This window comes from Enterobacter cloacae complex sp. 382A5, assembly GCF_050031095.1.
Classification (GTDB): domain Bacteria; phylum Pseudomonadota; class Gammaproteobacteria; order Enterobacterales; family Enterobacteriaceae; genus Enterobacter; species Enterobacter cloacae.
On the sequence record NZ_JBLGVK010000001.1, the window covers coordinates 2,503,099 to 2,526,997 of the forward strand.

The window sequence follows — 23,899 nt, forward strand, 5'->3', positions numbered from 1 at the left end:
TATTTTTTATTTCAGTCATTAAAAGACTTGCTGCTCATTTTGTTTTCCTGAGTGATATCCGTCAGGCTGAAATTGGGTGTTTCGTTGGGTAGATTTGCACCAGTACCCGGTACCAGATAGTCCGCCGTCTTCACAATGAACTCACCGGATGAACCATGCTCAATCCCGTTCTTACTCAGCCTCAGATACGACCCGCCGCCGTTCAGCGTCAGCGTTTCCGGGGTGCTGATAATGATTTCGTCTTCGCTGCTCGTCACAGTCAGCTGCTTTTCAGAAAACAGCGCCATCGTGTTGTGCTGAGCCTGAATTTCAATATCTCCCTGATTCGCAAGCAGTTTAGCTCCTTCTTTATGGACAAACAGACCGAGGGCTTTTTCTGCCGTTACGGAAAGATTGTTCATCGCACCGATATCAAGATGCTGGCCTGCATTGATCATGGTGTTGCGGGTGCTGCTGAGCTGAAGGTGTTCACCTGAGGTCAGTGCCACCCCCTGCGGAGCACTACCCAGCAGGACCGCAGACTGGAGATCTTTGATTTTGTCCGTCACAAGACTGATCTGGATACTGATATCACAGACCAGCGCTCCGGCGGCTTCAGCGGCACTGTTCAGCGCCTGCATCTGGCTGTTGGCCTGGTTAATCTGACTTATCGCAGGGGCCATTTCCAGCACCGGTCCCTGGGCTTTGGCCTGAGCATCCGCCGTCAGGAACAGCCCTTTTGCCGCACGAACCGCGCCAAACTCGTCCGTACGCAATTCAAAACCGGCACCGCGTTTTTCTCGCTGACCGTTGACCAGATGACCCATATTCAGCTGCGTTTTGCCATATTCCGTCGCGAGCTTGATATGCTCTTCCTGGCGCTTATCCTCCATCCGCAACTTATTGTTCGCCGGGGTACGCCACACGTTCCGCGTATGATTATCACTGGTAACATGGTCCGGGTGCTCTGAGTCATGCAGGGCATAAGCGATATAAGGACGATCCGGGTCTCCGCCGTCGAATACGACGGCCACTTCCGTTCCGTCGATAAGCGGGGAGTGGAATCCGTACGTATCACCGGCATAGGGTTTCGCCAGCCGCAGCCACAAATAGGCATAGCCCTGCTCAGCACTGTTGCGGTCGAAGTCCAGCTTCACGCGGTAGCGTCCGTCCGTGTCTAGCCAGGAATAGGTCTCGCCTTTCTGTGTGCTTTCCACCCTGGCAGGGAGTGATCCTGATATCACCGGGCGATTGAGCAATGCCGGACGATAACAGACCGTTTCGCTGTAGGGGATCCCCTCAAACGTCAGCGTAAAGCTGCTTTTGCGTGAACCACGGGTGCGCACGGTGGTGATGACAATGCCTTCCCTGACAGCATCGGGTAACGTGCCGTCCGTTTCCAGTACCTGACCCGGGGCCAGATGAGGGCTGGAAGAATGCCCGCTGACGCGATATTGCGCGTTCAGAATGCGTTCGTGACGCAGACGGGCGAAGTATGCCCCGGTCTCTGTACTTTCAGTATCACCTGCTGAGAGGAAGGGGTCCGCGTAATGGTACGTTTCCCCGGTGGTGATCCCTTCCTTGCTGAAAATACTTTCGGCGCTGTCCTGAGGCGTCAGCGCTTCGCGGTAGTTGTAGTCACGGGTGGCCACACTCCCGCTCACCACATTGTATGCGGTCTGAATATCCCAGATACTCTCCTGGCCGCTGTCACTCATCCCCGCCTGGTTGCGCAATGGCAGCGTGACGCCAAATTCATACTGCTGCTGGCTGTCCTGAAAAATCACCACATCCTGCTCAAGACGGCTGTCCATTTCATAACGCCAGTAAATACCGACTTCAGCCAGCAGGCGCTGAATAAATTCAAGGTCAGTTTCCCGCCACTGGGTGATGAGCTCCCGGGACGGATACTCCCGTGAGAGCCGGAACGCAAAGTCGGGTCCTTCCAGGCCGTGTTTACGCAGTACCTGTTCAACCACCTCCGTGACCGACTGGTTGAGGTAAATCTGACTGCCCTTTGTAAAACCCAAAAGCGCGATGCGGGGAACGATCTTCAGTGCGTAACGGGTCTCGTCATTTGACGTGGAAATCCGGCGAAATGACGCCACCACCCCATAAACCGTCCGGACCGGCAGCGCCGGTGCCCCGTCAAACATCGGGGTCTGAAAAGTAAATGACGCCGGTTTCAGCAGTAACGTGTCGCAGGCAATATCCGCAGAAGAACAGGTGACTGTCACATCATACCGCCATGGCTGGCTGAGGGATTCCATCGCGTTGTAACGCAGAACATCCAGGAAATCGCCGCATCCATGCACTTCAACCCGGTAACGTGACTGGCCCAGCAGCTGTTGTACCGCATCGGTTGCCTGGTTGATCAGGGAACTGTTCATGACGCCTCTCCTTCCGTTTGTTCATCAAACGCCAGCACTATGCCCTCTTCCTCATCCCAGCCCAGCGTCAGGTGCTGCGGCTTCTGCTTTGCTGCCATATGGGTCAGCAGCTGCTGGCTCAGCACCGGCAGAATTTGCTGGTTCAGCAGGCTGTCGATGTTGCGCGCGCCGGTATCCGGCAGCAGGCAGGCGGCCGTCAGCGCGTCATACAGGCTGTCGCTGACGGTGGTGGTCATACCGTAATGCCGGACCAGGCGCTGGCTCACCTGGCCGAGCTTCATGCCGACAATCGTGCGCATCGCCACCTGTGCCAGCGGCCGGTAAATCACCGTCTGGAAGCGGGCCAGCAGCGCGGGCTGGAAGTGGTCACGCAGCACCGGGCGCAGCAGTTCGTGCAGGTCCGGCTCTGTCGCCTCCGGCTGTTTATCCAGCATCTGCATGATAAGGTCGCTGCCGAGGTTGGAGGTCATCAGGATGACGGTGTTGCGGAAGTCAATTTCCCGCCCTTCGCCGTCGCGCATGAATCCCCGGTCAAAGACCTGGTAAAACAGGTTCATCACGTCCCGGTGCGCCTTTTCCACTTCATCGAGCAGGACCACGCTGTACGGACGCTTGCGCACGGCTTCGGTCAGGATGCCGCCCTGGCCGTAGCCGACGTAGCCCGGCGGGGAACCCTTGAGCTGGGAGACGGTGTGCGGCTCCTGGTATTCGGAGAGGTTGATGGTAATCAGGGATTTTTCCCCGCCAAACAGTTCGTCCGCCAGTGCCAGGGCGGTTTCGGTCTTGCCAGTGCCGCTCGGTCCGGTCAGCAGGAACACGCCCTGCGGGCCGTTCTCCGGCGCCAGACCGGTTTTGCTGGCGCGCAGGCGCTGCGCAATGGCATTGAGTGCACTGTCCTGACCGACAACGCGTTTCGCCAGATTGTGCTCAAGGCTCAGCAGTTCCGTCTGCTCGTCCTTCATTAATGAGGAGAGCGGTACCCCGGTCCAGTCGGCAATCACGGTGGCGACGGTACGCGCGTCCACGTCCAGCCCCAGCAGCGGGTTCCCCTGCTGCACGGTGGCAAGCTGGTTCTGCAGGTCAGCGATTTCCGCCTGGCGGGAGAAATCGCTGCGGCAGGCCAGCAGGGCTTCCGTCAGTTTCAGCTCCTGGCCGTACTGCGCTTCCAGGTCATCGAGTTGCAGAATGATGCGGAGCTCGTCCTGTTCGATGGCCGCCAGACGTTCGCCGTGGGCGGTGTTACCTGTCGCGATATCCTGCAGCAGCGCCTGTTTTTCCATATCCAGTGCCGTGAGCCGGGCCTTCAGGCGGGTCAGCGCTTCCGGCACGGTATCGAGGCTCATGCGGATACGGGCGGAGGCGGTATCGAGTAAATCCACCGCCTTGTCCGGCAGCTGACGGCCGGTGAGGTAGCGACGGGACAGGCTGACCGCCACCTTCACCGCTTCATCCGTAATGTGCACGCCGTGATGTTCCGCATAGCGGGATTTCAGACCGCGCAGCATCAGGCAGGCGGTGTCGTCGTCCGGCTCGTCCACCTTCACCATCTGGAAGCGACGCTCCAGCGCGGCGTCACGCTCAAAGTACTGCTTGTACTCACTCCAGGTGGTGGCGGCGATGGTTCTGAGTTCGCCTCTTGCCAGCGCCGGTTTCAGCAGGTTGGCCGCATCCGCGCCACCCGCCTGGTTACCCGCGCCGATAATGGTGTGCGCCTCATCAATGAACAGCAGCACCGGCAGCGAAGACTGCTGCACGGCGTCGATGATATTTTTCAGGCGCTGCTCGAACTCCCCCTTCACGCCCGCGCCTGCCTGCAGCAGGCCGAGGTCGAGGGTGCGTACCGAGACCGGCTTCAGCGCGTCCGGGACGTTGCCTTCGGCAATGCGCAGTGCCAGCCCCTCCACGAGGGCCGTTTTACCCACGCCGGGCTCGCCCACCAGAATCGGGTTGTTCTTGCGACGACGGGAGAGGATATCCACCATCTGGCGGATTTCGTTGTCGCGGCCGAACACCGGGTCGATTTTGCCCTCGCGGGCGCGGGCGGTGACGTCGAGGGTGAATTTGTCCAGCGCGTTCTGCAGGGCCGGATTCAGTTCCCCCTCTTTCACTCCGGCATCAACCGGGCGGCCGACAAACGTCATCTCGCCATCCTGCGCCAGCCCTTCTTCCTGCTGCACCTCCGGACGCTCGTCCGACTGTGCATCCAGCAACCCGCGCAGACGTTCCAGCTGGCTCTGCGCCAGGGTCAGCAGCGGCCACAGGCCGTTGCAGCGCACCAGGTTCGGCTTATCAACGAGCGCCATCAGCAGGTGAATGCTGCGGATGTGCCCTTCACCCGCCAGCGAGGCATGCAGCCAGGCGTCCTGCATCAGGGTCTGAATGCTGCCGGAGAGCTGCGGACGGCTGCGTACCGAACGGGGCAGCGTGTCGAGAAATGCCAGCAAATCCTGCCAGATGGCGTCCATATCCCATTCGTAGCGCCGTGCCAGCACCGTCAGGTCGCCCTCGCCCTGCTCCAGCAGCTTCAGCAGCCAGTGCTCGGGCAGGATTTCCGCATGGGCGCGGGTCTGGCACAGGGAGGCCGTGCCTTCCATGGCACGGGCGCAGTAGGGGTTAAGACGGCGTAACAGGATGGCTGGATTTTCCATGAGGTTCTCTCTTTATCAGTTCCGGACACGCTACCGCCCGTCGCTGTTCCCTGTCATTCAGGAACCCGAAGCGCATCAGGTCAGGCAGGCAGATTGTGTTGTTCTTTGCTGAACGCCCGCGGTTACAGGCGTTCAGCAAAAACGGCGGACAGGCAACCCTGTCCGCACGGGGCTTACGCGGTGGTACGTTCGTTCCAGGAATCGGAATGAATGATGTTGCCGTCCTTGTAGGTCCAGGTGATTTTTTCGTAGCGCAGTTCAATCTGCTCGAGGTGGTTGTGCTTCTCGAACGCCGGGTCCTTGATGTCGTGCATCTTCGGATTCACTTTCACCAGCTTCACGTTCTCAAGCTTCGTGTTGAAGTACTCCACTTCCTGCCCGGCGTCGTTGATTTTGTACCACTTGAATTCCGCAGATTTCAGGGTCTGGCCGGTGGTCACTGCCTTGTACAGGTACGGGCTGGATGAGTCGATCTCCTTGGTGAACAGGAACGGCGTGTGGATACGGGTGCCGGTCAGCTTGCCGGTATTGTTGTCGGTCGGGATGTACAGGTTATGCTCCTGCGCCACCACCTCGATGCTGCCTTCACGGTCCTTCACGTCCACGGAACCTTTGATGTCCGCGCCGCCGTCGTCCTTCAGCCACAGATAAACAGGAATTGCCATGTTAATTACTCCATTTCATTTTTTGAGACGCCATCATCCTGCGATGGCGCGGGTGTGTTGCCCGGCAGCTGACAGGCATTCGCCTGCGGCACCAGACTGATTTCGACACGGCGGTTCAGCGCCCGGCCTTCCGCCGTGTCGTTGGTGGCGACAGGACGGCTCTCGCCGTAGCCCTGCACCGCAAAACAGCTCTCCGGCACGTCGCCGGTATCGCGCATCCAGTTGCGCACGGACTCCGCACGCTTAAGCGACAGCACCTGGTTGGACGGGACATCGCCCGTGCTGTCGGTATGACCCGCCACCACAATCAGCCAGCCGGGCTTTGCCTTAATTCCCACCAGCGAGTTCACCAGCAGCTTCGTCGAGCCGGGTTTCAGGGCCCATTTGCCGGTGTCGAACAGCGACATGCTGTCGAGGCGGATGATTTTCGGTACTGGCTTCATGGCAGGTGCCGGAGGGGGCACATACGAGTCAATCGCCCTCTGTAACGCCAGCCACAGACGCTGACCGGGGTAATAGCCCAGCGCATACCTGAGCGGTTCCCCCTGCCGCTGCCAGCGCTCCAGCAGAAGAGCGTCCTGTTTCAGCGCGGCAAGTGACTGCGCCTTCGGCTCATAATGGTTCATGGGGATGGCATACCAGCGCTGCAGATCCATTCCCACCTGGCGGATCAGCGCCGCGTTATTCACGGCAGAAAAACCAAGGGCAGCAAGAACGCAGGCCAGGATCCATACAATGAGGCGGCGGGTGCGCTTCCCGCCCTGAACAGGTGCGCAGTAAGGCGTGAGCAGCGGTAGTACCGCATCAGGAAAACGACCAGAGACCTCCGCCATTCCGTCTGCCTGCGGCAGGAACAGGTGTGTCAGGCGACAAAGCCAGAGTGCCCATAAAGACGCATTGCTGGCTGAAGCCCCACCGCTTCTCAGAGCCACGACAAACGGGTGAACCGGCGGAAATAACCGATCCTCTTTCGCCAGTTCATCCATAAGAATGGTGCGCATAAAGGCAAAGCCTTCCCGCAGTACGGGCATCAGCGCCAGACGATTTGCCTGTTGCCAGTCGTCCGCCGCCTGTGGCGTCTCATCAGCAGGGTAAACCACCGGTTTGTCGCCACGGACAATAACCCACGGGGTTTCAGGGCCGGAAAACTCACCGCTCAGGATCACCGGCGGCGTGAATCCGGCGATCAGGCTCAGCTGTTTCATCTGCTGGCGCAACGCTTTCAGGGTCGCGCGCAGCACCGCTTCATCCTGGTGCCCCTCGGGACGGGAGGCATACATAACGGCTATCTGCCCGGTCTGGCGCGGCTGCCGCTCCTGGATATCGCGCACGATATCCGTGAGCCTGCTGACGTCATTCACCCGCAGCCACCAGCCCTGCGCTGTTTTACGCAGCGTATGCTCCCCGAACAGGGCATCCAGGCTGTCCCCGCAGACAAGAACAACCGGACCCGCATCAGCAAGTACGGGCAGATCAAAACCAGACCCGCCATTGCCCGGAGCCTGGCTGAAACGGCTTTTTCGCCGGATCTGCCAGACGGCCAGCGCAACAATGCACAGCGTCATCACGCTTTTAAACAGCGTGCCTGCCGGAATGAAACCCCACAGAAGCCATAAAAGCGCCGCGGCACCCGCCAGTACGTGGAATATCAGAGAAACCATGACCGATTTACGCATTAACGGGGCAACTCCGGTAACTGCGCGGACAGCAGCGCCTGGAGCCAGAGGTGTCCGCCCCACCATACGGCACCGGTGATCACCGCCGCCGCCACGATCCAGAACCAGACAGAGCGCAGCAGGCTGTAACGGTGTTTTCCGGTCCTGCGTACCACCAGAGAAAGGCCGGCATCCAGAGGCGGTACCCGCTCAGCAAGCGCTTTCATTGCCTCTTCACGCTGGCTCTGGCTGACAGAGCCCATGCTGTACAGCCCCTGGAACCCCAGCGCGATCACCCGGTGATAGCAGGTCAGAACGGCCATATCCGGCGCAGGCTGGCGTAACACCGCCGCAATACGATCCCAGAGGGCTTCACCTGCGTGCAGCGACCCGAAATAGCGCGCCTGTAGCGGCGCTTTTCGCCAGGCCACCTGGCCCGCATCAGCATCTGCCCCGTCAGGCAGTTTTCTGCTCATGACCACTTCGTCAAGCAGCGCACACTGCGCATAAGAGATATGATCGATACTGGCTTCATCGAATCCTGCACGATCCAGCGCCTCGCGCACGCTTTCCACATGTTTGCAGCAGGTGTCGTACAGCACATTCCCGTCAGGCGTTGTTGCCCCCTGCTTAAGCAGGGTAACGGTGAGCCAGGTCTCCGCCATCAGGGCATCGATATCGGTTTCTTTTCTCATGATCGCAGTACCGCAAACAGTTCAAGTTCAAGCTGTCCCAGCAGGGCAGGCACGTAGAACATACAAATTCCCTGCTCCAGCATATCCCGTGCCGCAGCACTTTCCATGTCCAGCGCGAAGTACTGGTTCTCCATCCGTACCGGTAACGCAGCAGGAACGCGATTCACGGCGATAAGCGGGATCCCCTGCAGCGCAACGGTGGAAATAGCATTCACATCATCCGGGGAACCCGCCTTGCATAATGCCGGGAATTTCTCTGCCACCTGCCAGGCGGGAACGTCAGACCTGACAGAGAGATAGAGATCGGCCTCCTCACGCAGACGAATATCATGCAGCGAGGCTTTCCACGTCTGCTCGTCCGGGCGAAGCATGTCCAGCGCGATAACACGGGACGGCAGGCTGGCTTCCAGTAAGCCGGTAATCAGCTCAAACAACGGAGGAAACGTGTTTTCCGGTCTGGCATGGTCATAGCCGGGAATGGCGTCCAGATCGCTGTCGAGAGAAAACGTCAGCATGCTGCCCGCGAGCCGCGCGAGCTCCACCCACACCTGCTCAGGATGACGGGCCGGAAAACGTTCAAACTCCGTCAGCACCCGCGCATGGGAGTTCAGCGCATTGAGCAGCCAGAAAAGAGACACATCTGCCACCGCGAAATCGGCCAGACGCTCGTTGCTCTCGCGGCGCATGGACATCAGACGCTGGCGGCGTGAGCGAAGCTGGCGGTTCAGTAACACCAGTCTTTCCCGCATCGCCGGGCTGGCAGAAAACAGGGCCATGGGCGGAATAAATGCCGGATCCTGACGCCATCCCTGTCCGTCACGGATCAGACGCACAACCGGGCAACACTGCCACGATGCGTTATCCTCATGTTCAAAACGGATAGCCAGGTTAAAGCGGGCAACCGCAACGGACTCGTCCTCACTGCCAAACGCATCCTGGACATTCACCCACTCTTCACGGTAACGAAGCGGTCTGTCGGCCACAGCCGACTCCTGCTGCACGTTATTCAGCCCGGACTGCATGAGCGGCAGGGCAATCACCACCGTGACCACATCTGATAGCTGTGAGGCTCCCAGTTCGCGCGGCTCGGGCGGCAAATCGCTGACCGCCGCGTCCACCAGCGTGCCATCAGGCAGCCAGAGCCGCAGGTGCGTAATCTGAAGAAGACCCGATCCCAGCAGTCGTTCATCAAACTCAGCGCGCTCCACACCCCATGCAAACGGTGAGGCAAGCGCCGCAACGCCTGTGCTGCGAAAAGTTTCCCATTCTGACTGTTGCTGGAACTGCTGAGGGGACAACAGCGCCCCCTCGTTCCACAGCGGACGATAAATTTTCATCCCTGCGCCCGCCTTACGCTTTCGCTTTCGGCATCTGGCTCACCAGCGACAGGTTCACGTCCATGCCTTCCACCTGGAAGTGCGGCACCGCAAACAGCTTCACGCGGAAGAAGCCCGGGTTGTCCTCAATATCTTCCACCACCACCTTCGCGTCGCGCAGCGGGTGTGAGGCCTGCAGTTCGTCGCCCGGATCGGTCATTTCGGTCACAAGACTGCGTACCCATGTATTGAGTTCCAGCTCCAGCAGACGGCGATCTTTCGTCGTACCGATATTTTCGCGCTGAATCAGCTTCAGGTAATGCGCAATGCGCGACAGCAGGAAGATATACGGCAGACGGGCGTTGATGCGGCTGTTGGCGGTGGCGTCGGCGGTGTCGTACAGCGCCGGTTTCTGCGCCGAGTTCGCCGAGAAGAAGCAGGCGTAATCACGGTTCTTGTAGTACGACAGCGGTATAAAGCCCAGGTTAGCGAATTCAAACTCGCGGGTTTCCGGGATCATCACCTCTGACGGGATCTTCACCTGGTTGCCGGTACCCAGATCGTACAGGTGGATCGGCAGGTCTTTCACGGCCCCACCTGCCTGCGGGCCACGAATTTGCACGCACCAGCCGTTATTGATGAAGCTCTTCACCATGTTGGAGGCGAAGGAGAAAGATGCGCTTGTCCACAGGTATTTTTCGTGGTCCGGACCTTTCACCTGCTCAACGTAGTTGAAACTGCGCACCGGCACCGTGTCCGGACCGTAAGGCAGACGCCCCAGCACGCGCGGCATCACCAGGCCGATATAACGGGCATCGTCGGTGTCGCGGAACGATTTCCATTTGATGTATTCGGCACGGTCGAAGTAGTTACCGATGTCCTTAATCGCGGCCACCTCTTCCATCGATTCCTTGAGGAAGAATTTCGGCCCGACGGCACCGATAAACGGCATATGCGCGGCGGCAGAGACTTTCGAGATATTGCGCAACAGCGCCACGTCCTGCGGACTTGCGTCAAATTCGTACGCTGAAATAACCGAGCCAATCGGCTCGCCGCCCGGGGTGTCGTATTCAGCGGTATAGGTGTGCCAGTACAGGCCGCTCTGGATAAGTTCCGGCGCATCTTCGAAGTCCTGGCGCAGATCCTCTTTTGACACATCCAGAATTTCCGTTTTCACGTTCTGGCGGTAGTCGGTGTTGTCCACCAGTTGCTTCAGGCCACGCCACAGGGATTCCACCTTCTGGAATTCTGCATGATGCATCACCGCATCCAGCTGGCGGCTGATTTGGAAATCCAGCTCCGCGATATGGTGGTCAATCAGGGTTTTATCGAGTTTTTCCACTGGCTGGCCGGATTTGCGGATGCAGTCCATAAATACCTGCATTGCCGCTGTCAGGCGCTCACCTGCCGGAGCATCAGACAGTGCGGCATCGTCCAGAAACGCATTGATATCGCCCAGGCTTGTGGCCGGGGTCAGGTTGATTTTGTCGAACAAGGAGGCGTAGACGCTCTCTTTTTCCAGCACAGTGGTCTGCCCCTGCGCGGAGCCATTTTCAGTATTAACAGACATCAGCATTCTCTCGTTTAATCCATTAAAAGACGCGCCCGTTTTTATTTCGGGGCCAGGGCACTCATTTCGTTACGTAATTCCTGAGACAGCGCCGGGTCCTTAAGAATTTTCTCGAGCTCTTTTCTGAAAGTGGCGTTATCCAGCAGATTGGACTTGAGGTCACGTAATAAATTACGCATCGCCAGCATGGCACGAAGCTGAGGAATTTGTCGGGCCACCTGTTCGGGTTCAAAATCTTTCATATCTGAAAAGCGCAGCGTCACATTCTCTTCCGTACGCTCACCCGCCAGCGTATTCGGAACCGTCATATTGACCTCCGGGTTTAATTCCGAAAGTACACTGTTGAGGTTATTTTTGTTGACGTTAATTTTCTTTCTTTCAGATAATGGTCGGCTCTCTTTACCGTTACTGAAATCACCGACAGTGAGTAATTTAAGGGGTAACTCAACTTTCTTCTGTGCCCCTCCGGTATGCAATGCAAGTTTTAAATTAATGCGTGCCTTAGGCACTTCGTTCTGGAACGTATCAGCCATAGCAGTCCCTTTCCTTAAGGAATGTTTGTTGAAGTTAACGACGTTTCTGAATAAATCGATATTAGAACAAAACGCTACAATAGATCAACTACCTGGAATCAAAGGCCAAATTAAGACATTCCTTAAGAATTTTACTCTATAGTAATAAAATATGGTTTTGCAGCATGCCTTTTCATAAAGAAATATCAGCCACAACTCCGAAAATAGTCAGCATTAGTGGCTATTTCTGTGAAAAAATGAAGATCCATATCCAAACAAAGCAACGTTATTGATTTAAATCAATACAAGAGAAAATATCTACAGCGCCACCTAATAATATGACCCGCATCAATGTTTACACGCTTCCGCAAGACGCGAAACCCATTAAAAAGTCCAATAATGGACAGTTTTTTTAACGAAATGCAATATATTCAAAATATGAATATTTCTCTTAATTAAAAAAACAGAGCAACACCCAGCGCTGTAAAACACAGTATCAATGCAGCGCCGTCTTCAAGATCTAAAATGAACAGAAAAGCGCTGGCACGTGATATCGGGCCAGCGCAGTATCAGGAGGGGAAATAAATTAGCGGACTCGCGTTTTCAGTGCTTCACAATATACATCGTACGGCTGTACGCCACGTCTTCAGGGTTATTGATCGGATATCCCTTCACCCAGGGTTTAATCAGACGTCCGTTGGTGTACTGGTAGATCGGCGCAATTGGCGCTTTTTCCGTGAGGATCTTCTCCGCCCGGTTGTAGTCCGCATTACGGGCTTCCGCGGTGGTTTCAAGCGTCGCCTGATTGATGATCTTATCGTAAGCCGGGTCGTTAAAGCGGGAGATATTGCCGCTATGGGTTGATGTCAGCAGCGACAGGAAGGTCGATGGCTCGTTGTAGTCCCCGACCCAGGACGCGCGGATCACATCAAAATTCCCTGTGTTTCGGCTATCGATATAGGTTTTCCACTCCTGGTTTTGCAGTTTGACGTCTACTCCCAGGTTCTTCTTCCACATCGAAGCCACCGCAATCGCGATTTTCTGATGGTTCTCTGAAGTGTTATACAGCAGGGTCAGCTTCAGTGGACGCTGAGGGCCATACCCCGCCGCCTGCAGCAAGGTTTTGGCCTGCGCGTTTAGCTCCAGCTGCGACATCTGCTCAAACGGTGATGTCTCTGGCGTGAAACCTGCCGTCACATCAGGCGTGAAATGCCAGGCTGGTTTTTCTCCCGTACCTAACACTTTCTCCGCCATAATCCGGCGATCGATGGTCATACTCAGCGCCAGACGCACGCGGGAATCGGCGGTCGGGCCCTTTTGCGTGTTAAATGCATAGTAATACGTTCCCAGCTGCGGTGGCGTGTACACTTGTCCAGGAATATCCTTGAGCAATTTCTGATACAGGTTTTTCGGGAACGACTCGGTGATATCAATATCACCTGCCAGGTAGCGTTTGGTGGCGGAAGACTCCTGGTTGATCGGAATAAACGTCACTTTTTGAAGAACAGTTTTCGCGTTATCCCAGTAGTGGGTATTCGGCACAACGACCAGCTTCTCATTCACCACACGATCTTTCAGCACATAGGCACCATTGCCCACCAGGGAGCCCGGACGCGTCCACTCTTTACCGCTTTCGACGTTCGCTTTCTGAACCGGATAGAACGCGAAGTTTGCCGTCAGGTTGCTGAACCACGGCAGCGGTTTATCGAGCTGAACGCGTAACGTTCTGGCATCCACCGCCGTTACCCCCAGCGTATCGGGCGCGGCTTTGCCATCAATAATCGCCTGAGCGTTGTTAATGCCTGCCAGAGCAGCAAACCAGGCAAACGGCGAGGTGGTTTTCGGGTCAACCAGACGCTGCCAGCTGTAGACAAAATCCTGCGCCGTGACCGGCGTGCCGTCAGACCATTTTGCATCATCACGCAGGGTAAATGTCCAGATGCGGTTATCGTTACTCTGCCAGCGCGTCGCCACGCCCGGCGTCAACTCCCCTTTCTCATTCTGATTAACCAGGCCTTCAAACAGATCGCGAATCACCTGAATCTCAGGTAACCCCACGGCCTTGGCCGGGTCAAGCGACGCGGGTTCGTCTTTGATGTGTCTGACCAGTTCCTGTTTTTGCGCCAGCACCGTCCCCTTTGGCACATCAGCAGCGTAAGAAAATGACGATAGCCCGCAAAGGCACAGTGCAGAAAAAAGCAGCGAAACAGGATGCTTCATGAGATCCCCTTTAGAAATCGGTAATACGCGAATGCGTAATTATTTGTTTCGAAACGGCGAAATGCAAATACCTTAAGCCGGAAAGGTGATATCTGGCAATCTTCGTCCTTCGATGAAACTATTTGATTAAACGTGGGTTTTGCACAACACTGCCAGTAAGCACTTCTTTATCAGGATTTCCTATGGCAGTTACCCGACCAAGAACGGAACGTGGCGCTTTCCCGCCAGGCACCGAACATTATGGCCAGTCTTTCTTAGGTGCACCGCTAATCTGGTTTCCCGCACCGGATGCCGATCGTCATAGCGGCCTGATTATTGCGGGAACGCACGGCGATGAGAACTCCTCGATCGTCACCCTCTCCTGCGCGTTACGCACCCTTGCACCGACACTACGCCGGCATCATGTGATCCTGACCGTCAACCCGGATGGCTGTCAGCTTGGGCTGCGGGCGAATGCGAGAGGGATAGACTTAAACCGCAACTTCCCGGCGGCCAACTGGCGCGCCGGTGAAACGGTCTACCGCTGGAACAGCTCGGCTGAAGAGCGTGACGTGGTGTTACTGACGGGAGAAAAACCCGGCTCAGAGCCAGAAACACAGGCGCTTTGCCAGTTAATCCACAAGATCCACCCCGCATGGGTTGTCTCATTTCACGATCCGCTGGCCTGTATTGAAGATCCCCGTCACTCCGCACTGGGGCAGTGGCTTGCCGATGCCTTCGCCCTGCCTCTGGTCAGCAGCGTCGGTTATGAAACCCCGGGGTCATTTGGTAGCTGGTGCGCAGATCTGGACTTGCACTGCATCACCGCTGAATTCCCCCCAATATCTTCCGACGAAGCCAGCGAAAAATACCTGAAAGCGATGGTAGATCTTCTGCGCTGGCAGCCTCAGAGATGAAGCACTCCGCTGGTGAAGGTGAGCGCAGGCGAAACGTCAACCGCCAGCCAGGTCGGGCCATCAAGATCGGCAAACCGGACCTGATTCACCAGCGGTAGCGCCGCATTAATCGCCCGGGAAGTACAGAGCATACATCCCAGCATCAACGCAAACCCCTCCGCCTGTGCCTGCGACGCCAGCGCCAGCGCCTCGGTCAGCCCACCGGTTTTATCGAGTTTGATATTCACCATCTCATAGCAGCCTGCTAAACCGTCGAGACTCTCGCGGGTATGGCAGCTTTCATCGGCGCAGATCGGCAGCGGGTGGATAAAGTTCTTCAACGCCGCATCATCCTGTACCGGAAGCGGTTGCTCCAGCATAGCCACATCCAGATCGGCCAGCAGCTGGCAGCGCGCGGCCAGCCCTTCCGGGTGCCATGACTCGTTGGCGTCGACAATCAGCGTGGCGTCCGGCACCGCCGCGCGAATGGCGACCATGCGTTCACTGATCAAGCGATCGTCGAGTTTCACCTTAAGCAGCGTGGCGCCAGCCTCAAAGAGCGCTTTTGCGCTGGCGGCCATCTGCTCCGGCTCGCCAATCACCACGGTTTGCGCGGTCACCACTTTCTCCGGAAGTGTCACGCCGACCAGCGACGGTAAGGATATCTGCTGCTTCGCTGCCTCAAGACTCCACAGCGCACAGTCAATTGCATTACGGGCCGCCCCGGCAGGTAAACGCTGCTGTAACGCCTCACGCGTCAACCCGGTTTGCAGGTAAGGTACCAGGGTCATAATTTGCGCCATCACCGAGGCAAGGCTTTCTCCGTAGCGAGGATAAGGCGTGCATTCACCAACCCCTTTAACCCCTTCTTCTTCTATTTCGACCACCACCACGCAGGCTTCACTTCGGCTGCCACGGGAGATCACAAACGGGGTATGCAATGGCCAGGCTTCTTCATAGACCTTAACGCTTCTCATCACTGACTCCTTGCAGCCCGGTAAGGCGAAAAAATTGGTTTGCCGTGTTATCCGCTGATGGCATACACTAGCCTCGACGTTAACTATATGTAAACAGGAAGATATCTATGTCACAACTCGTTCATTTCCAGGGCAACCCGGTTGCTGTAGCAGGTTCCATTCCTCAGGCTGGCAGCAAAGCGCAGGCTTTTACTCTGGTGGCTAAAGATCTGTCTGACGTCACACTGAGCCAGTTTGCTGGCAAACGCAAAGTACTGAACATTTTCCCAAGCATTGATACCGGCGTCTGTGCCGCATCCGTGCGTAAATTCAACCAGCTGGCCACTGAAATGGACAACACCGTGGTGTTGTGCGTTTCAGCAGACCTGCCATTCGCGCAGTCCCGTTTCTGCGGTGCTGAAGGTCTGAGCAACGTCATTACCCTTTCAACTCTGCGCAGCCCGGATTTCCTGGAAAAATACGGCGTTGGCATTGCTGAAGGCCCACTGAAAGGCCTGGCGGCGCGTGCCGTGCTGGTAATCGATGAAAACGATAACGTCGTGTTCAGCGAACTGGTCAACGAGATCACCACCGAACCTGACTACACCGCTGCGCTGGAATCACTGAAAGCCTGATTATTTACAGGCATTTTATAAAGCTTAGCAATGTAATGAAATAAAAGGTTTATTTAAGAATAGACCTTGCGTTCCAAACCTCGCCGATGCGGGGTTTTTTATTGCCTCAATAGCTGAATCGTTAAAGCAAAAACGTTATAAAATCACATATATCATGAAATAAAAACGTTCCATTCTCACCATAACGAGATCGCTAACACATAATAAAGGTTTAAAAACCGCAATTTCTCCGCCAGTGAAGCCCGTCACATTTCCCTTCTCGCCTAAACATTAGATTTGCTTACGTGATAAAAAATCGTTTCAGCAAAAGGGATTAAATATGAAGATTAAACTGGCTTTTACGGTCCTTGCGGTACTGATATCTGGACACGCCGCCGCTAAAACCTGGGTGCTGACAAGCGCTGAAAGCGGCGTGGAGAAAGGAAACTGGAAAATTTCCAGCGATGAGCTGAAGTTTAAGGGACAGCCTTTCAGCATCGAGCAAAAAGTCCTGCATGGTGGCAAGCAGGAAGGCAGCAAGGTAATCGTTATCAGCAGCAAAAATGGTCTGACAATTACCCTCAGCCCGACGCGTGGGATGAATCTGCTGCATGTTGAAGGCTTTGGTACCCGAATGGGGTGGGATTCGCCTGTCAAAGAGGTGGTGAATCCGGCCTATATCAATCTGGAAAGTCGAAACGGACTTGGCTGGCTGGAAGGTTTCAACGAAATGATGGTTCGTTGCGGCTATGAATGGACAGGCCACCCGGTCACGGCTGACGGTCAGATTTATACCCTGCACGGCAAGGCGGGAAATACGCCTGCGTCGCAGGTGGAAGTCGATGTTGCTGATGCCGCACCGCATGAAATTCGCATTCGCGGATTAATCAAAGAGAGCACGTTTAAAAAAGCAGATCTGCAGACGATGACCGAACTGCGTTACGTACCGGGCAGCAACCAGTTCAGCCTGCATGATGTTCTGACTAACCATGCTGATTATCCTCATGATTATCAGATTATCTATCACAGCAACTTTGGTACGCCAATCCTCGAAGAAGGTGCCCGCTTCCTTGCGCCGGCCGCCAGCATTGGTCCTTTCAATGACTATGCCAAAGCGGGTCTGGATAACTGGCAAACCTACGCCGGCCCCACTCAGGGCTTTGATGAAATGGTCTTCAATATCAAACCGCTCGCGGATAATAATCATGAAACCCTGGCGGCAGTGGTCAATAAAGCGGGAGACAAAGGTGCGTCAATTCAGTTCGACACGCGGCAGTTGCCTGTCCTGACCTTATGGAAAAATACCGATACGCTCAAACAGGGCTATGTCACGGGTATTGAGCCGGGAACCAGCTACGCCTATCCCGTCACCATTGAACGCGAGCAGAAACGCGTTAAGCAGCTACAACCTGGCGCCAGCACGCAATTCGACCTGACCTATACCCTGCTTCACAGCAAGGAACAGGTGAAAGAGGTTGAACAGAAAATTGCGGGGATTCAGGGCGAAACGAAAGTCGAGGTAGATACCACGCCTCTGGCGAAAGAGTAAGTGCGAAAAAAAGCCTCTTTACAGAGGCTTTTATCGTTATTCGTCACCCTTCTTGTGGTTGAGTCCATATTCACGAAGCTTATTCGCAATCGCGGTATGGGATACCCCCAGGCGTTTTGCCAGCTTACGCGTGCTTGGGTAGCTGCGATAAAGCTGTGTCAGCACGGAACGCTCGAAACGGCTCGTAATATCATCCAGCGAGCCTTCCATCGCCTCTTCGCCCACCGATACCGTTCCGGCATCGTAATCCGGTAACAGGATATCCTGTGGACGCAACTCGTACCCTTCCAGCTGCGTCAGCGCACGATAAACGGCGTTTTTCAGCTGACGAATATTTCCCGGCCAGCCGTAGCGCGTCAGCACCGTACCCAGATCGGCTGACAGTTTCGGACGCGGAACCCCCTGCTCGTCGGCGAAGCGTGCCACAAACAGCTCCGTCAGCGGAATGATATCTTGCGGACAATCGCGCAGCGGCGGAATGTTTAGCGTCAACACGTTCAGTCGATAGTAGAGATCTTCCCGGAACATCCCTTTCTGTACCAGCTCAACGAGGTTTTTCTGGGTGGCACAAATCACGCGCACATCCACGTGAACTTCGTGATCTTCTCCTACGCGACGGAAGGTCCCATCGTTCAGGAAGCGCAGCAGTTTGGCCTGCATGCGCGGCGACATTTCGCCAATTTCGTCCAGCAGCACGGAGCCGCCGTTCGCCTGCTCGAAGAAGCCTTTTTTGCCTTCCGGGGCGTGGCCAAACAGCTCGCTTTCGACCGCATCCTCAGGAATAGAGGCACAGTTCAGCGCCAGATACGGTTTTGCCGCGCGTGGGCTGGCAAGATGCACGGCGTGGGCCAGCAGATCCTTTCCGGTCCCGGTATCGCCGGTAATCAGCAGCGGCGCGGTCAGGCTGGCGAGTTTGCGGGCCTGATCGACCACATGACGCATTTTCGGGCTGACGGCAATGATCTGGCTGAACGCTCCCACATCCTGGCTGGAGAGATTTTGCAGCTGACGGCCCATCCGCACGGTAGAGCGCAGCATGATAACGGCCCCGGTCAAAACGCGAGTGTCGTTCTCTCCTTTCAGGTACACCGGTGTAATCTCCATCAGGAAATTCTGCCCGTTGATCACCACATGCTCGCTATGCGTATTTTGCGGGTTGCTGTCCAGCCAGCGCTGGAAATTAAACCCCGGGATCAGCTGCGCGGCATGGTGATGAGTGAGCTTGTCCTGGCTCTGGGCGAACAGCTGGCAACTCGCATGGTTTACCCGCTCAACTTTGCTTTTCAAATCCAGTGACAGGAAAGGCTCTGGCATGGCTTCAAGCAAGGCGCTCAGTGCGAGGTGCTCACGCTCAGACGGCATCCAGGGAATGGTGCGTACATCCGTAACGCCAGCGATACGGCGGATTTCAGCCATCAGGCTGCTAAAAGTATTAAATTCAATTTCGGCAAAATTGAGGTAAATTCGCCCGACAGGATCAATCTCAATGCCACGTAAATCAATGCTACGTAAAACAAGGAGATCGAGTAACTCGCGGGTCAGACCGAGACGGTCTTCACAGAAGACTTCAAGACGCATGGGAAATTCACCGTTTTAAGCCAATAACCTTAAAATGATATGTCAGAACACGGTGATGCGGAAGATGGCTGTCAAGAAAGATTGACAGCCAGCACGATAAGTAAACAAACCGGTTACTGAACCGGTTTTTTATTGAGCGTCTCTTTGAGCTGCCCAATCAATTCACGACGAAAATCGCCCAGGCGCGGTTTATCTCCGTCGATCCATGGCAGTGGTCGGCAGACTTCCATCGCTTTTATGCCCAGACGTGCGGTTAACAACCCTGCCCCAATTCCCTGCGCGGCACGCGCTGAGAGACGGGCCGCCAGATCCTGCGACATCCAGTCCATGCCGACTTCGCGCACCAGCTCACTGGCACCTGCAAAGGCGATGTTCAGCAACACCAATTTAAAGAGCCGCAGCCGGCTGTAGTAGCCAAGCTCAATACCGTAAAGACTGGCGATACGGTTTATCAGGCGCAGGTTACGCCAGGCGATGAACGCCATATCCACCAGCGCCAGCGGACTGACCGCGATCATCAGCGTTGATTCCGCCGCAGAGCGGCTAATCTCGCGCCGCGCCTGAGCATCCAGCACAGGCTGCACCATATGCGAGTAGAGCGTCACCACCTCCCGGTCATTTTGCGTTTCGTGAATGGCGGCATACCAGCGCTGCAGTGCCGGGTGCGACTGGTCAATCCCCGCCTGCGCCGCCAGCTTTTCGCAGAATGCCCGGCCCTTTCCGGTACCGTGGCTGTGCAGCAGATCGCGTGCTTCATCCCGTTCATGCGCACGCTGCCTCAGACGCCACAGTCGACGCCACTCGGTGACAACCGACCCTACGCCAGCCCCCACGATCAACGCCCCCGCGGCACAACCGCCCAGCGCCACCCAGTCCTGGGTTTGCCAGGCGTTGATACCCCATTGCACGCCTTGTCCCACCACGCTTACGCCGAAGAGCGCCAGCCCGGCCGTAACCATCTTACGCCACAGGCTACGTTTCGGACGTAAAGCCGCCTCAACGACCGCTTCCGCCTGGCCCTCCTCAACGGACGGCTCGTCAGTCAGGGCCGGCGCAAAATGTTCTGCCTGCTCGCCGCTGAACGTCTGCGCCGTTTTAAAGGCCTCCTGCTGCGCCTGCTCAAGCGTCCCGGTAAAGTCAATGCGGGGTTTTAACGGTTCCGTCATCGCAATTTATCTCCAATCAAAAACTCCAGCGCCGCATCCAGACGAATGTGCGGTAACGGCTGATCGACGGTCATGACCTGTGGGCGGAAGGCTTCAAACTGGAAGCCCTGACTCTGCCAGAATGCCTGCCCCGGAAGGCGTGCAGGCACTTCGCCCGGATACACGGTCAGCGGTTCGCCGTCACTGAGGCGATTCCCCCGCAGGGCCGGGATTTTCTCGCCGTTAAGATCAATCAGCCCACTTTGCGTCGCCTGTACGGAAGCCAGCCCAAGACAATCCATGCTGATCCCTTCGAACGCCGCATTTTGCCAGGCGTCCTGCACCAGTTGCTGTAACAGCGACACCATGTTGGCATGCTGATCAACCGTTACGTGATCGGCCTTGGTGGCCGCAAACAGCAGTTTGTCGATCACCGGGGAAAAGAGGCGGCGAAACAGCGTACGCTGTCCGTAGTGAAAACTTTGCATCAGTTGCGTCAGCGCCAGGCGCATATCGTTGAAAGCCTGCGGCCCGCTGTTGAGCGGTTGCAGGCAGTCCACCAGCACAATCTGACGATCGAAACGTAAAAAGTGGTTTTTATAAAAACCTTTCACCACTTTTTCACAGTAGTAGTTGTAGCGCTCGCGCAGCATCCCGGCGTTGGTGTGCTTGTCTGCCTGCGCCAGCTTTGCCTCTCCCACGCCATCCACGTCGGGCCACGGGAAGAACTGCAGCGCAGGCGCACCCGCCAGGTCGCCCGGCAAAACAAACCGTCCTGGCTGGATGAAGTGCAGCCCTTCCTGTTTGCACTGCTGCAGATAATCCGTCCAGGCTTCGGCAATCGCCGCCAGGCGGTTCTCATCTGCTGGTGCCAGCGGATCTAATCCTGCGCATAACTGCCGCCATTTTGCCGACCACTCCGCGCGGTGACCCTGTAACAAACCGGTCATTTGTCGCGACCAGCTGAGATAATCCTGCGCCAGCATGGGTAAATCGAGCAGCCATTCGCCCGGGTAATCCACAATCTCCAGATAGAGCGTGGAGGTATCCTTGAAGTGGCGCATCAATGATTCATTGGAACGAAAACGCAGCGCGAGACGGATTTCACTCACCCCTCTCGTGGGTGTCGGCCACGCGGGTGGGTCACCGTAAAGCTGTGCCAGCCCTTCATCATAGGTAAAGCGAGGGATACCAAAATCGCGCTGGGGAACGCGCTTAACGCCCAGCAGACGCTCTTCCCGCACCGCACTGAGCAGCGGCAGGCGTGCCCCGGCGTGCAGGTTCAGCAGCTGGTTAACCATCGCCGTGATAAACGCCGTTTTGCCACTGCGGCTAAGCCCGGTGACCGCCAGACGCAAATGGCGATCGACGCCGCGGTTCACCAGAGAGTTGAGTTCGTTTTTAAGTCGCTTCATCGCCGTCCTTCGTCGCTGGAAGCCTGGAATGACTTGCTTCAGAATACAGTAAATGGGGGCAGATCGTTGATTATCAATTCATAATTATTGCTATTGCCGTTTTTTCTCCAGTAAGATGAACGACATTGCCGTCCCGGAGTGAGTAAGGTGTATGTCACCCACCATCTATGATATTGCGCGCGTTGCTGGTGTTTCTAAATCAACCGTGTCCAGAGTGTTGAATAAACAAACCAATATTTCTCCTGAAGCGCGGGAGAAAGTGCTGAAGGCGATTGAAGAGCTAAATTATCAACCAAATAAACTTGCCCGTGCTCTGACCTCATCTGGCTTTGACGCCATTATGGTGATTTCCACCCGCTCAACAAAAACCACTGCCGGTAATCCTTTTTTCTCCGACGTATTGCACGCCATAACCGCCAAGGCGGAACAGGAAGGATTTGATGTTATTTTGCAAACGTCAAAGAGCAGTGAAGATGACCTGCTAAAATGCGAAAGCAAAATAAAGCAGAAAATGATTAAAGGGGTCATTATGCTGAGCTCGCCTGCCAATGAATCCTTTTTCTCACGGCTCGATATGTACGGTGTGCCGGTGGTTGTAATCGGCAAAGTTGAAGGCGACTTTCAGAATATTTACTCCGTCGATACCGACAATTTTCGTGACAGCGAGATGCTGACCGACACGTTTATTAAAAACGGGCGGAAAAAAATTGCCTGTCTGCATGCGCCACTCGATTATCACGTGTCTATTGATCGTCTGGCGGGTTATAAAGCCAGCCTGGAAAAGGCGAATATTGCTGTTAACCCGGACTGGATCATTGATGGCGGTTATACCCATGAGAGCGCACTTTCAGCGGCCATTACGTTGTTGTCTTCTTCCACCCCACCGGATGCGGTATTCGCCACCGACAGCATGAAATTGCTGAGTCTTTATCGCGCTGCGGATGAGTTAAATTTGATGCTACCTGAGCAGGTTGCCGTGGCGGGTTACAGCGACCCGATGCTCTCCCTGATTCTGACGCCTGCGCCAGCTGGATTTGATATTCCCACCCGCAAGCTGGGCGAAGAGAGCTGCGACCTGCTTTTCAGGCGTATCTCCGGTAAACCCGCCCCGCATAAGGTGCTGATTGAAACTCACTTTTCGTTCGCTGATTCTCTTCGCTAAAACCAGGGGCTGATAGCCCCTGGTGAACAGCCGATCAGAAGGCGTAATTCACGCCCACGCCCGCATAGTGGAATCGATCGCTTTCGCCTTCATCGTGGTTTTCCCATTCATAGGCATACTCCAGCGTCATTGAAAGACCGTTATTGAAATCGTAGGCATAAAGCAGGCCCAGACGGTTGAAATCATGCCCTTCACGCTCAGGATCGTCTTGCCAGTCCCAGTTTGACCAGCGATCGAGCCCCAGGCGGGTATACGGCGTCAGCGTGGTATTGCCTAATGAAATGGGTAGATAGGCGCGGATCTCCTGCGTTGAAAACTCACCGTTATTACGTGAACTGTCCATATTGAAACCGCGCTCTAAATAGTAATTCACTTTTGCAGCGAAGGTTTCATTGATGGTCCAGGTAAAGCCCGTTTCTGTTTCAACGCGACTGTCGGCATAACCCGTTTTTTCCAGGTCGTTGGCAAATTGATACATGGCAAACCAGCCGCCGAAACGCCAGTCATCGCTTAACTTAATATCCCAGTCTGGTTGTATTTTGTAGCGCTGCATATTCGCGCTACCGTCTTTCGCGCCGTGTTCATCTTTGAAATGATAACCGTAATTACGGAAGCCGCCGGTCAGGCCGAGGGTAAAATCATCGGTTCCAATAAAACGATAGCGCAGCTCGAATTCGGGACGATCAAAATAGGTCCCGCGGGTCATACTGCTGTAATCAACGGGGCCTTCCTGATACATGGCAAGGGAAATCGTCCACGCATCCCATGTGGCGTTAAACCACACGGAGGGTTCATATAATCCGTCTTTATCATCCCCCTGACCTTCGACGTTTTCAATTTCATACATGGCACCTATATTAAAATTCCAGTGTGGTGCCGGTTCTGAGGCGTGTGCGTAGCTAACCCCTGCGCATAGAATAAGCGCAGCACTTCTTAGTAGAGTACTCATTAAAAT

At 55.6% G+C, this 23,899-nt stretch carries 18 protein-coding genes; 4 read left to right on the forward strand and 14 right to left on the reverse strand.

Features of this window, described 5'->3' with window-relative positions:
• Nucleotides 1–11: 11 nt before the first annotated feature.
• The 9 genes from ACQG2G_RS11825 to ACQG2G_RS11865 all read right to left on the reverse strand — a co-directional run bounded on the left by ACQG2G_RS11825 (nt 12) and on the right by ACQG2G_RS11865 (nt 13,650).
• Nucleotides 12–2,369: a type VI secretion system Vgr family protein gene (locus ACQG2G_RS11825; RefSeq protein WP_061772551.1), complete on the reverse strand. Its 2,358-nt coding sequence runs from the start codon at nt 2,367–2,369 to the stop codon at nt 12–14.
• Nucleotides 2,366–5,017 carry a type VI secretion system ATPase TssH gene (gene tssH / locus ACQG2G_RS11830; protein WP_061772550.1) on the reverse strand — a complete coding sequence of 884 codons (2,652 nt, stop codon included), beginning with the start codon at nt 5,015–5,017 and terminating at the stop codon, nt 2,366–2,368. Before tssH ends, ACQG2G_RS11825 begins: the two co-directional genes overlap by 4 nt.
• Nucleotides 5,018–5,190: 173 nt before the next feature.
• On the reverse strand, nt 5,191–5,682 hold the full coding sequence (hcp, locus tag ACQG2G_RS11835) for a type VI secretion system effector Hcp (protein WP_029883904.1): 492 nt from the start codon (nt 5,680–5,682) through the stop codon (nt 5,191–5,193).
• Between the two features lie 5 nt (nt 5,683–5,687).
• Nucleotides 5,688–7,358 carry an OmpA family protein gene (locus ACQG2G_RS11840; protein WP_348595849.1) on the reverse strand — a complete coding sequence of 557 codons (1,671 nt, stop codon included), beginning with the start codon at nt 7,356–7,358 and terminating at the stop codon, nt 5,688–5,690.
• Nucleotides 7,358–8,032 carry a type VI secretion system protein TssL, short form gene (gene tssL, locus ACQG2G_RS11845; RefSeq protein WP_061771954.1) on the reverse strand — a complete coding sequence of 225 codons (675 nt, stop codon included), beginning with the start codon at nt 8,030–8,032 and terminating at the stop codon, nt 7,358–7,360. Before tssL ends, ACQG2G_RS11840 begins: the two co-directional genes overlap by 1 nt.
• Nucleotides 8,029–9,369 (reverse strand): type VI secretion system baseplate subunit TssK, encoded by a 1,341-nt coding sequence (tssK, locus tag ACQG2G_RS11850; RefSeq protein ID WP_029883901.1) that lies wholly within the window; start codon nt 9,367–9,369, stop codon nt 8,029–8,031. Before tssK ends, tssL begins: the two co-directional genes overlap by 4 nt.
• Before the next feature lie 13 nt (nt 9,370–9,382).
• Nucleotides 9,383–10,918 carry a type VI secretion system contractile sheath large subunit gene (tssC, locus tag ACQG2G_RS11855; protein ID WP_045903418.1) on the reverse strand — a complete coding sequence of 512 codons (1,536 nt, stop codon included), beginning with the start codon at nt 10,916–10,918 and terminating at the stop codon, nt 9,383–9,385.
• A gap of 41 nt (nt 10,919–10,959) precedes the next feature.
• Nucleotides 10,960–11,451 carry a type VI secretion system contractile sheath small subunit gene (tssB, locus tag ACQG2G_RS11860; RefSeq protein ID WP_061771953.1) on the reverse strand — a complete coding sequence of 164 codons (492 nt, stop codon included), beginning with the start codon at nt 11,449–11,451 and terminating at the stop codon, nt 10,960–10,962.
• A 582-nt stretch (nt 11,452–12,033) separates the two neighbouring features.
• Entirely contained in the window at nt 12,034–13,650 is a 1,617-nt protein-coding gene (locus tag ACQG2G_RS11865; protein ID WP_348595850.1) for a peptide ABC transporter substrate-binding protein, read from the reverse strand.
• A gap of 182 nt (nt 13,651–13,832) precedes the next feature.
• On the opposite strand from ACQG2G_RS11865, the gene mpaA reads away from it, so the two are divergent.
• Entirely contained in the window at nt 13,833–14,546 is a 714-nt protein-coding gene (gene mpaA / locus ACQG2G_RS11870; RefSeq protein WP_013096425.1) for a murein tripeptide amidase MpaA, read from the forward strand.
• Here mpaA and ycjG read toward each other — a convergent pair.
• Nucleotides 14,537–15,502 (reverse strand): L-Ala-D/L-Glu epimerase, encoded by a 966-nt coding sequence (gene ycjG, locus ACQG2G_RS11875; RefSeq protein WP_061771951.1) that lies wholly within the window; start codon nt 15,500–15,502, stop codon nt 14,537–14,539. The two genes, mpaA and ycjG, sit on opposite strands and share 10 nt — an antisense overlap.
• A gap of 107 nt (nt 15,503–15,609) precedes the next feature.
• On the opposite strand from ycjG, the gene tpx reads away from it, so the two are divergent.
• Nucleotides 15,610–16,116, forward strand: a complete 507-nt coding sequence (gene tpx / locus ACQG2G_RS11880) for a thiol peroxidase (protein WP_013096423.1) — start codon at nt 15,610–15,612, stop codon at nt 16,114–16,116.
• 319 nt (nt 16,117–16,435) lie between these two features.
• On the forward strand, nt 16,436–17,644 hold the full coding sequence (locus tag ACQG2G_RS11885) for an aldose 1-epimerase family protein (protein WP_061771950.1): 1,209 nt from the start codon (nt 16,436–16,438) through the stop codon (nt 17,642–17,644).
• Between the two features lie 36 nt (nt 17,645–17,680).
• On the opposite strand, the gene tyrR is transcribed toward ACQG2G_RS11885, so the two are convergent.
• From tyrR to ACQG2G_RS11900, 3 genes are all read right to left on the reverse strand, one after another.
• Nucleotides 17,681–19,222: a transcriptional regulator TyrR gene (tyrR, locus tag ACQG2G_RS11890; RefSeq protein WP_013096421.1), complete on the reverse strand. Its 1,542-nt coding sequence runs from the start codon at nt 19,220–19,222 to the stop codon at nt 17,681–17,683.
• A gap of 113 nt (nt 19,223–19,335) precedes the next feature.
• Nucleotides 19,336–20,388 (reverse strand): YcjF family protein, encoded by a 1,053-nt coding sequence (locus tag ACQG2G_RS11895; RefSeq protein ID WP_020689208.1) that lies wholly within the window; start codon nt 20,386–20,388, stop codon nt 19,336–19,338.
• Nucleotides 20,385–21,782, reverse strand: coding sequence for a YcjX family protein (locus tag ACQG2G_RS11900; protein WP_061771949.1), 1,398 nt, complete (start codon nt 21,780–21,782; stop codon nt 20,385–20,387). The genes ACQG2G_RS11895 and ACQG2G_RS11900 overlap by 4 nt, the downstream gene beginning before the upstream one ends.
• A 151-nt stretch (nt 21,783–21,933) precedes the next feature.
• On the opposite strand from ACQG2G_RS11900, the gene ACQG2G_RS11905 reads away from it, so the two are divergent.
• On the forward strand, nt 21,934–22,944 hold the full coding sequence (locus ACQG2G_RS11905; RefSeq protein ID WP_013096418.1) for a LacI family DNA-binding transcriptional regulator: 1,011 nt from the start codon (nt 21,934–21,936) through the stop codon (nt 22,942–22,944).
• A 34-nt stretch (nt 22,945–22,978) separates the two neighbouring features.
• Here ACQG2G_RS11905 and ACQG2G_RS11910 read toward each other — a convergent pair whose 3' ends face one another.
• A complete protein-coding gene (locus ACQG2G_RS11910) occupies nt 22,979–23,893 on the reverse strand; it encodes an OmpG family monomeric porin (RefSeq protein WP_038419574.1) in 915 nt (304 codons plus the stop codon).
• Between the last annotated feature and the right edge of the window lie 6 nt (nt 23,894–23,899).

Bases quoted from the DNA above. Each gene is read 5' to 3' on its own strand.
- ACQG2G_RS11825 (WP_061772551.1), bottom strand. From the start codon at position 2,369: ATGAACAGTTCCCTGATCAACCAGGCAACCGATGCGGTACAACAGCTG.
- tssH (WP_061772550.1), bottom strand. From the start codon at position 5,017: ATGGAAAATCCAGCCATCCTGTTACGCCGTCTTAACCCCTACTGCGCC.
- hcp (WP_029883904.1), bottom strand. From the start codon at position 5,682: ATGGCAATTCCTGTTTATCTGTGGCTGAAGGACGACGGCGGCGCGGAC.
- ACQG2G_RS11840 (WP_348595849.1), bottom strand. From the start codon at position 7,358: ATGCGTAAATCGGTCATGGTTTCTCTGATATTCCACGTACTGGCGGGT.
- tssL (WP_061771954.1), bottom strand. From the start codon at position 8,032: ATGAGAAAAGAAACCGATATCGATGCCCTGATGGCGGAGACCTGGCTC.
- tssK (WP_029883901.1), bottom strand. From the start codon at position 9,369: ATGAAAATTTATCGTCCGCTGTGGAACGAGGGGGCGCTGTTGTCCCCT.
- tssC (WP_045903418.1), bottom strand. From the start codon at position 10,918: ATGTCTGTTAATACTGAAAATGGCTCCGCGCAGGGGCAGACCACTGTG.
- tssB (WP_061771953.1), bottom strand. From the start codon at position 11,451: ATGGCTGATACGTTCCAGAACGAAGTGCCTAAGGCACGCATTAATTTA.
- ACQG2G_RS11865 (WP_348595850.1), bottom strand. From the start codon at position 13,650: ATGAAGCATCCTGTTTCGCTGCTTTTTTCTGCACTGTGCCTTTGCGGG.
- mpaA (WP_013096425.1), top strand. From the start codon at position 13,833: ATGGCAGTTACCCGACCAAGAACGGAACGTGGCGCTTTCCCGCCAGGC.
- ycjG (WP_061771951.1), bottom strand. From the start codon at position 15,502: ATGAGAAGCGTTAAGGTCTATGAAGAAGCCTGGCCATTGCATACCCCG.
- tpx (WP_013096423.1), top strand. From the start codon at position 15,610: ATGTCACAACTCGTTCATTTCCAGGGCAACCCGGTTGCTGTAGCAGGT.
- ACQG2G_RS11885 (WP_061771950.1), top strand. From the start codon at position 16,436: ATGAAGATTAAACTGGCTTTTACGGTCCTTGCGGTACTGATATCTGGA.
- tyrR (WP_013096421.1), bottom strand. From the start codon at position 19,222: ATGCGTCTTGAAGTCTTCTGTGAAGACCGTCTCGGTCTGACCCGCGAG.
- ACQG2G_RS11895 (WP_020689208.1), bottom strand. From the start codon at position 20,388: ATGACGGAACCGTTAAAACCCCGCATTGACTTTACCGGGACGCTTGAG.
- ACQG2G_RS11900 (WP_061771949.1), bottom strand. From the start codon at position 21,782: ATGAAGCGACTTAAAAACGAACTCAACTCTCTGGTGAACCGCGGCGTC.
- ACQG2G_RS11905 (WP_013096418.1), top strand. From the start codon at position 21,934: ATGTCACCCACCATCTATGATATTGCGCGCGTTGCTGGTGTTTCTAAA.
- ACQG2G_RS11910 (WP_038419574.1), bottom strand. From the start codon at position 23,893: ATGAGTACTCTACTAAGAAGTGCTGCGCTTATTCTATGCGCAGGGGTT.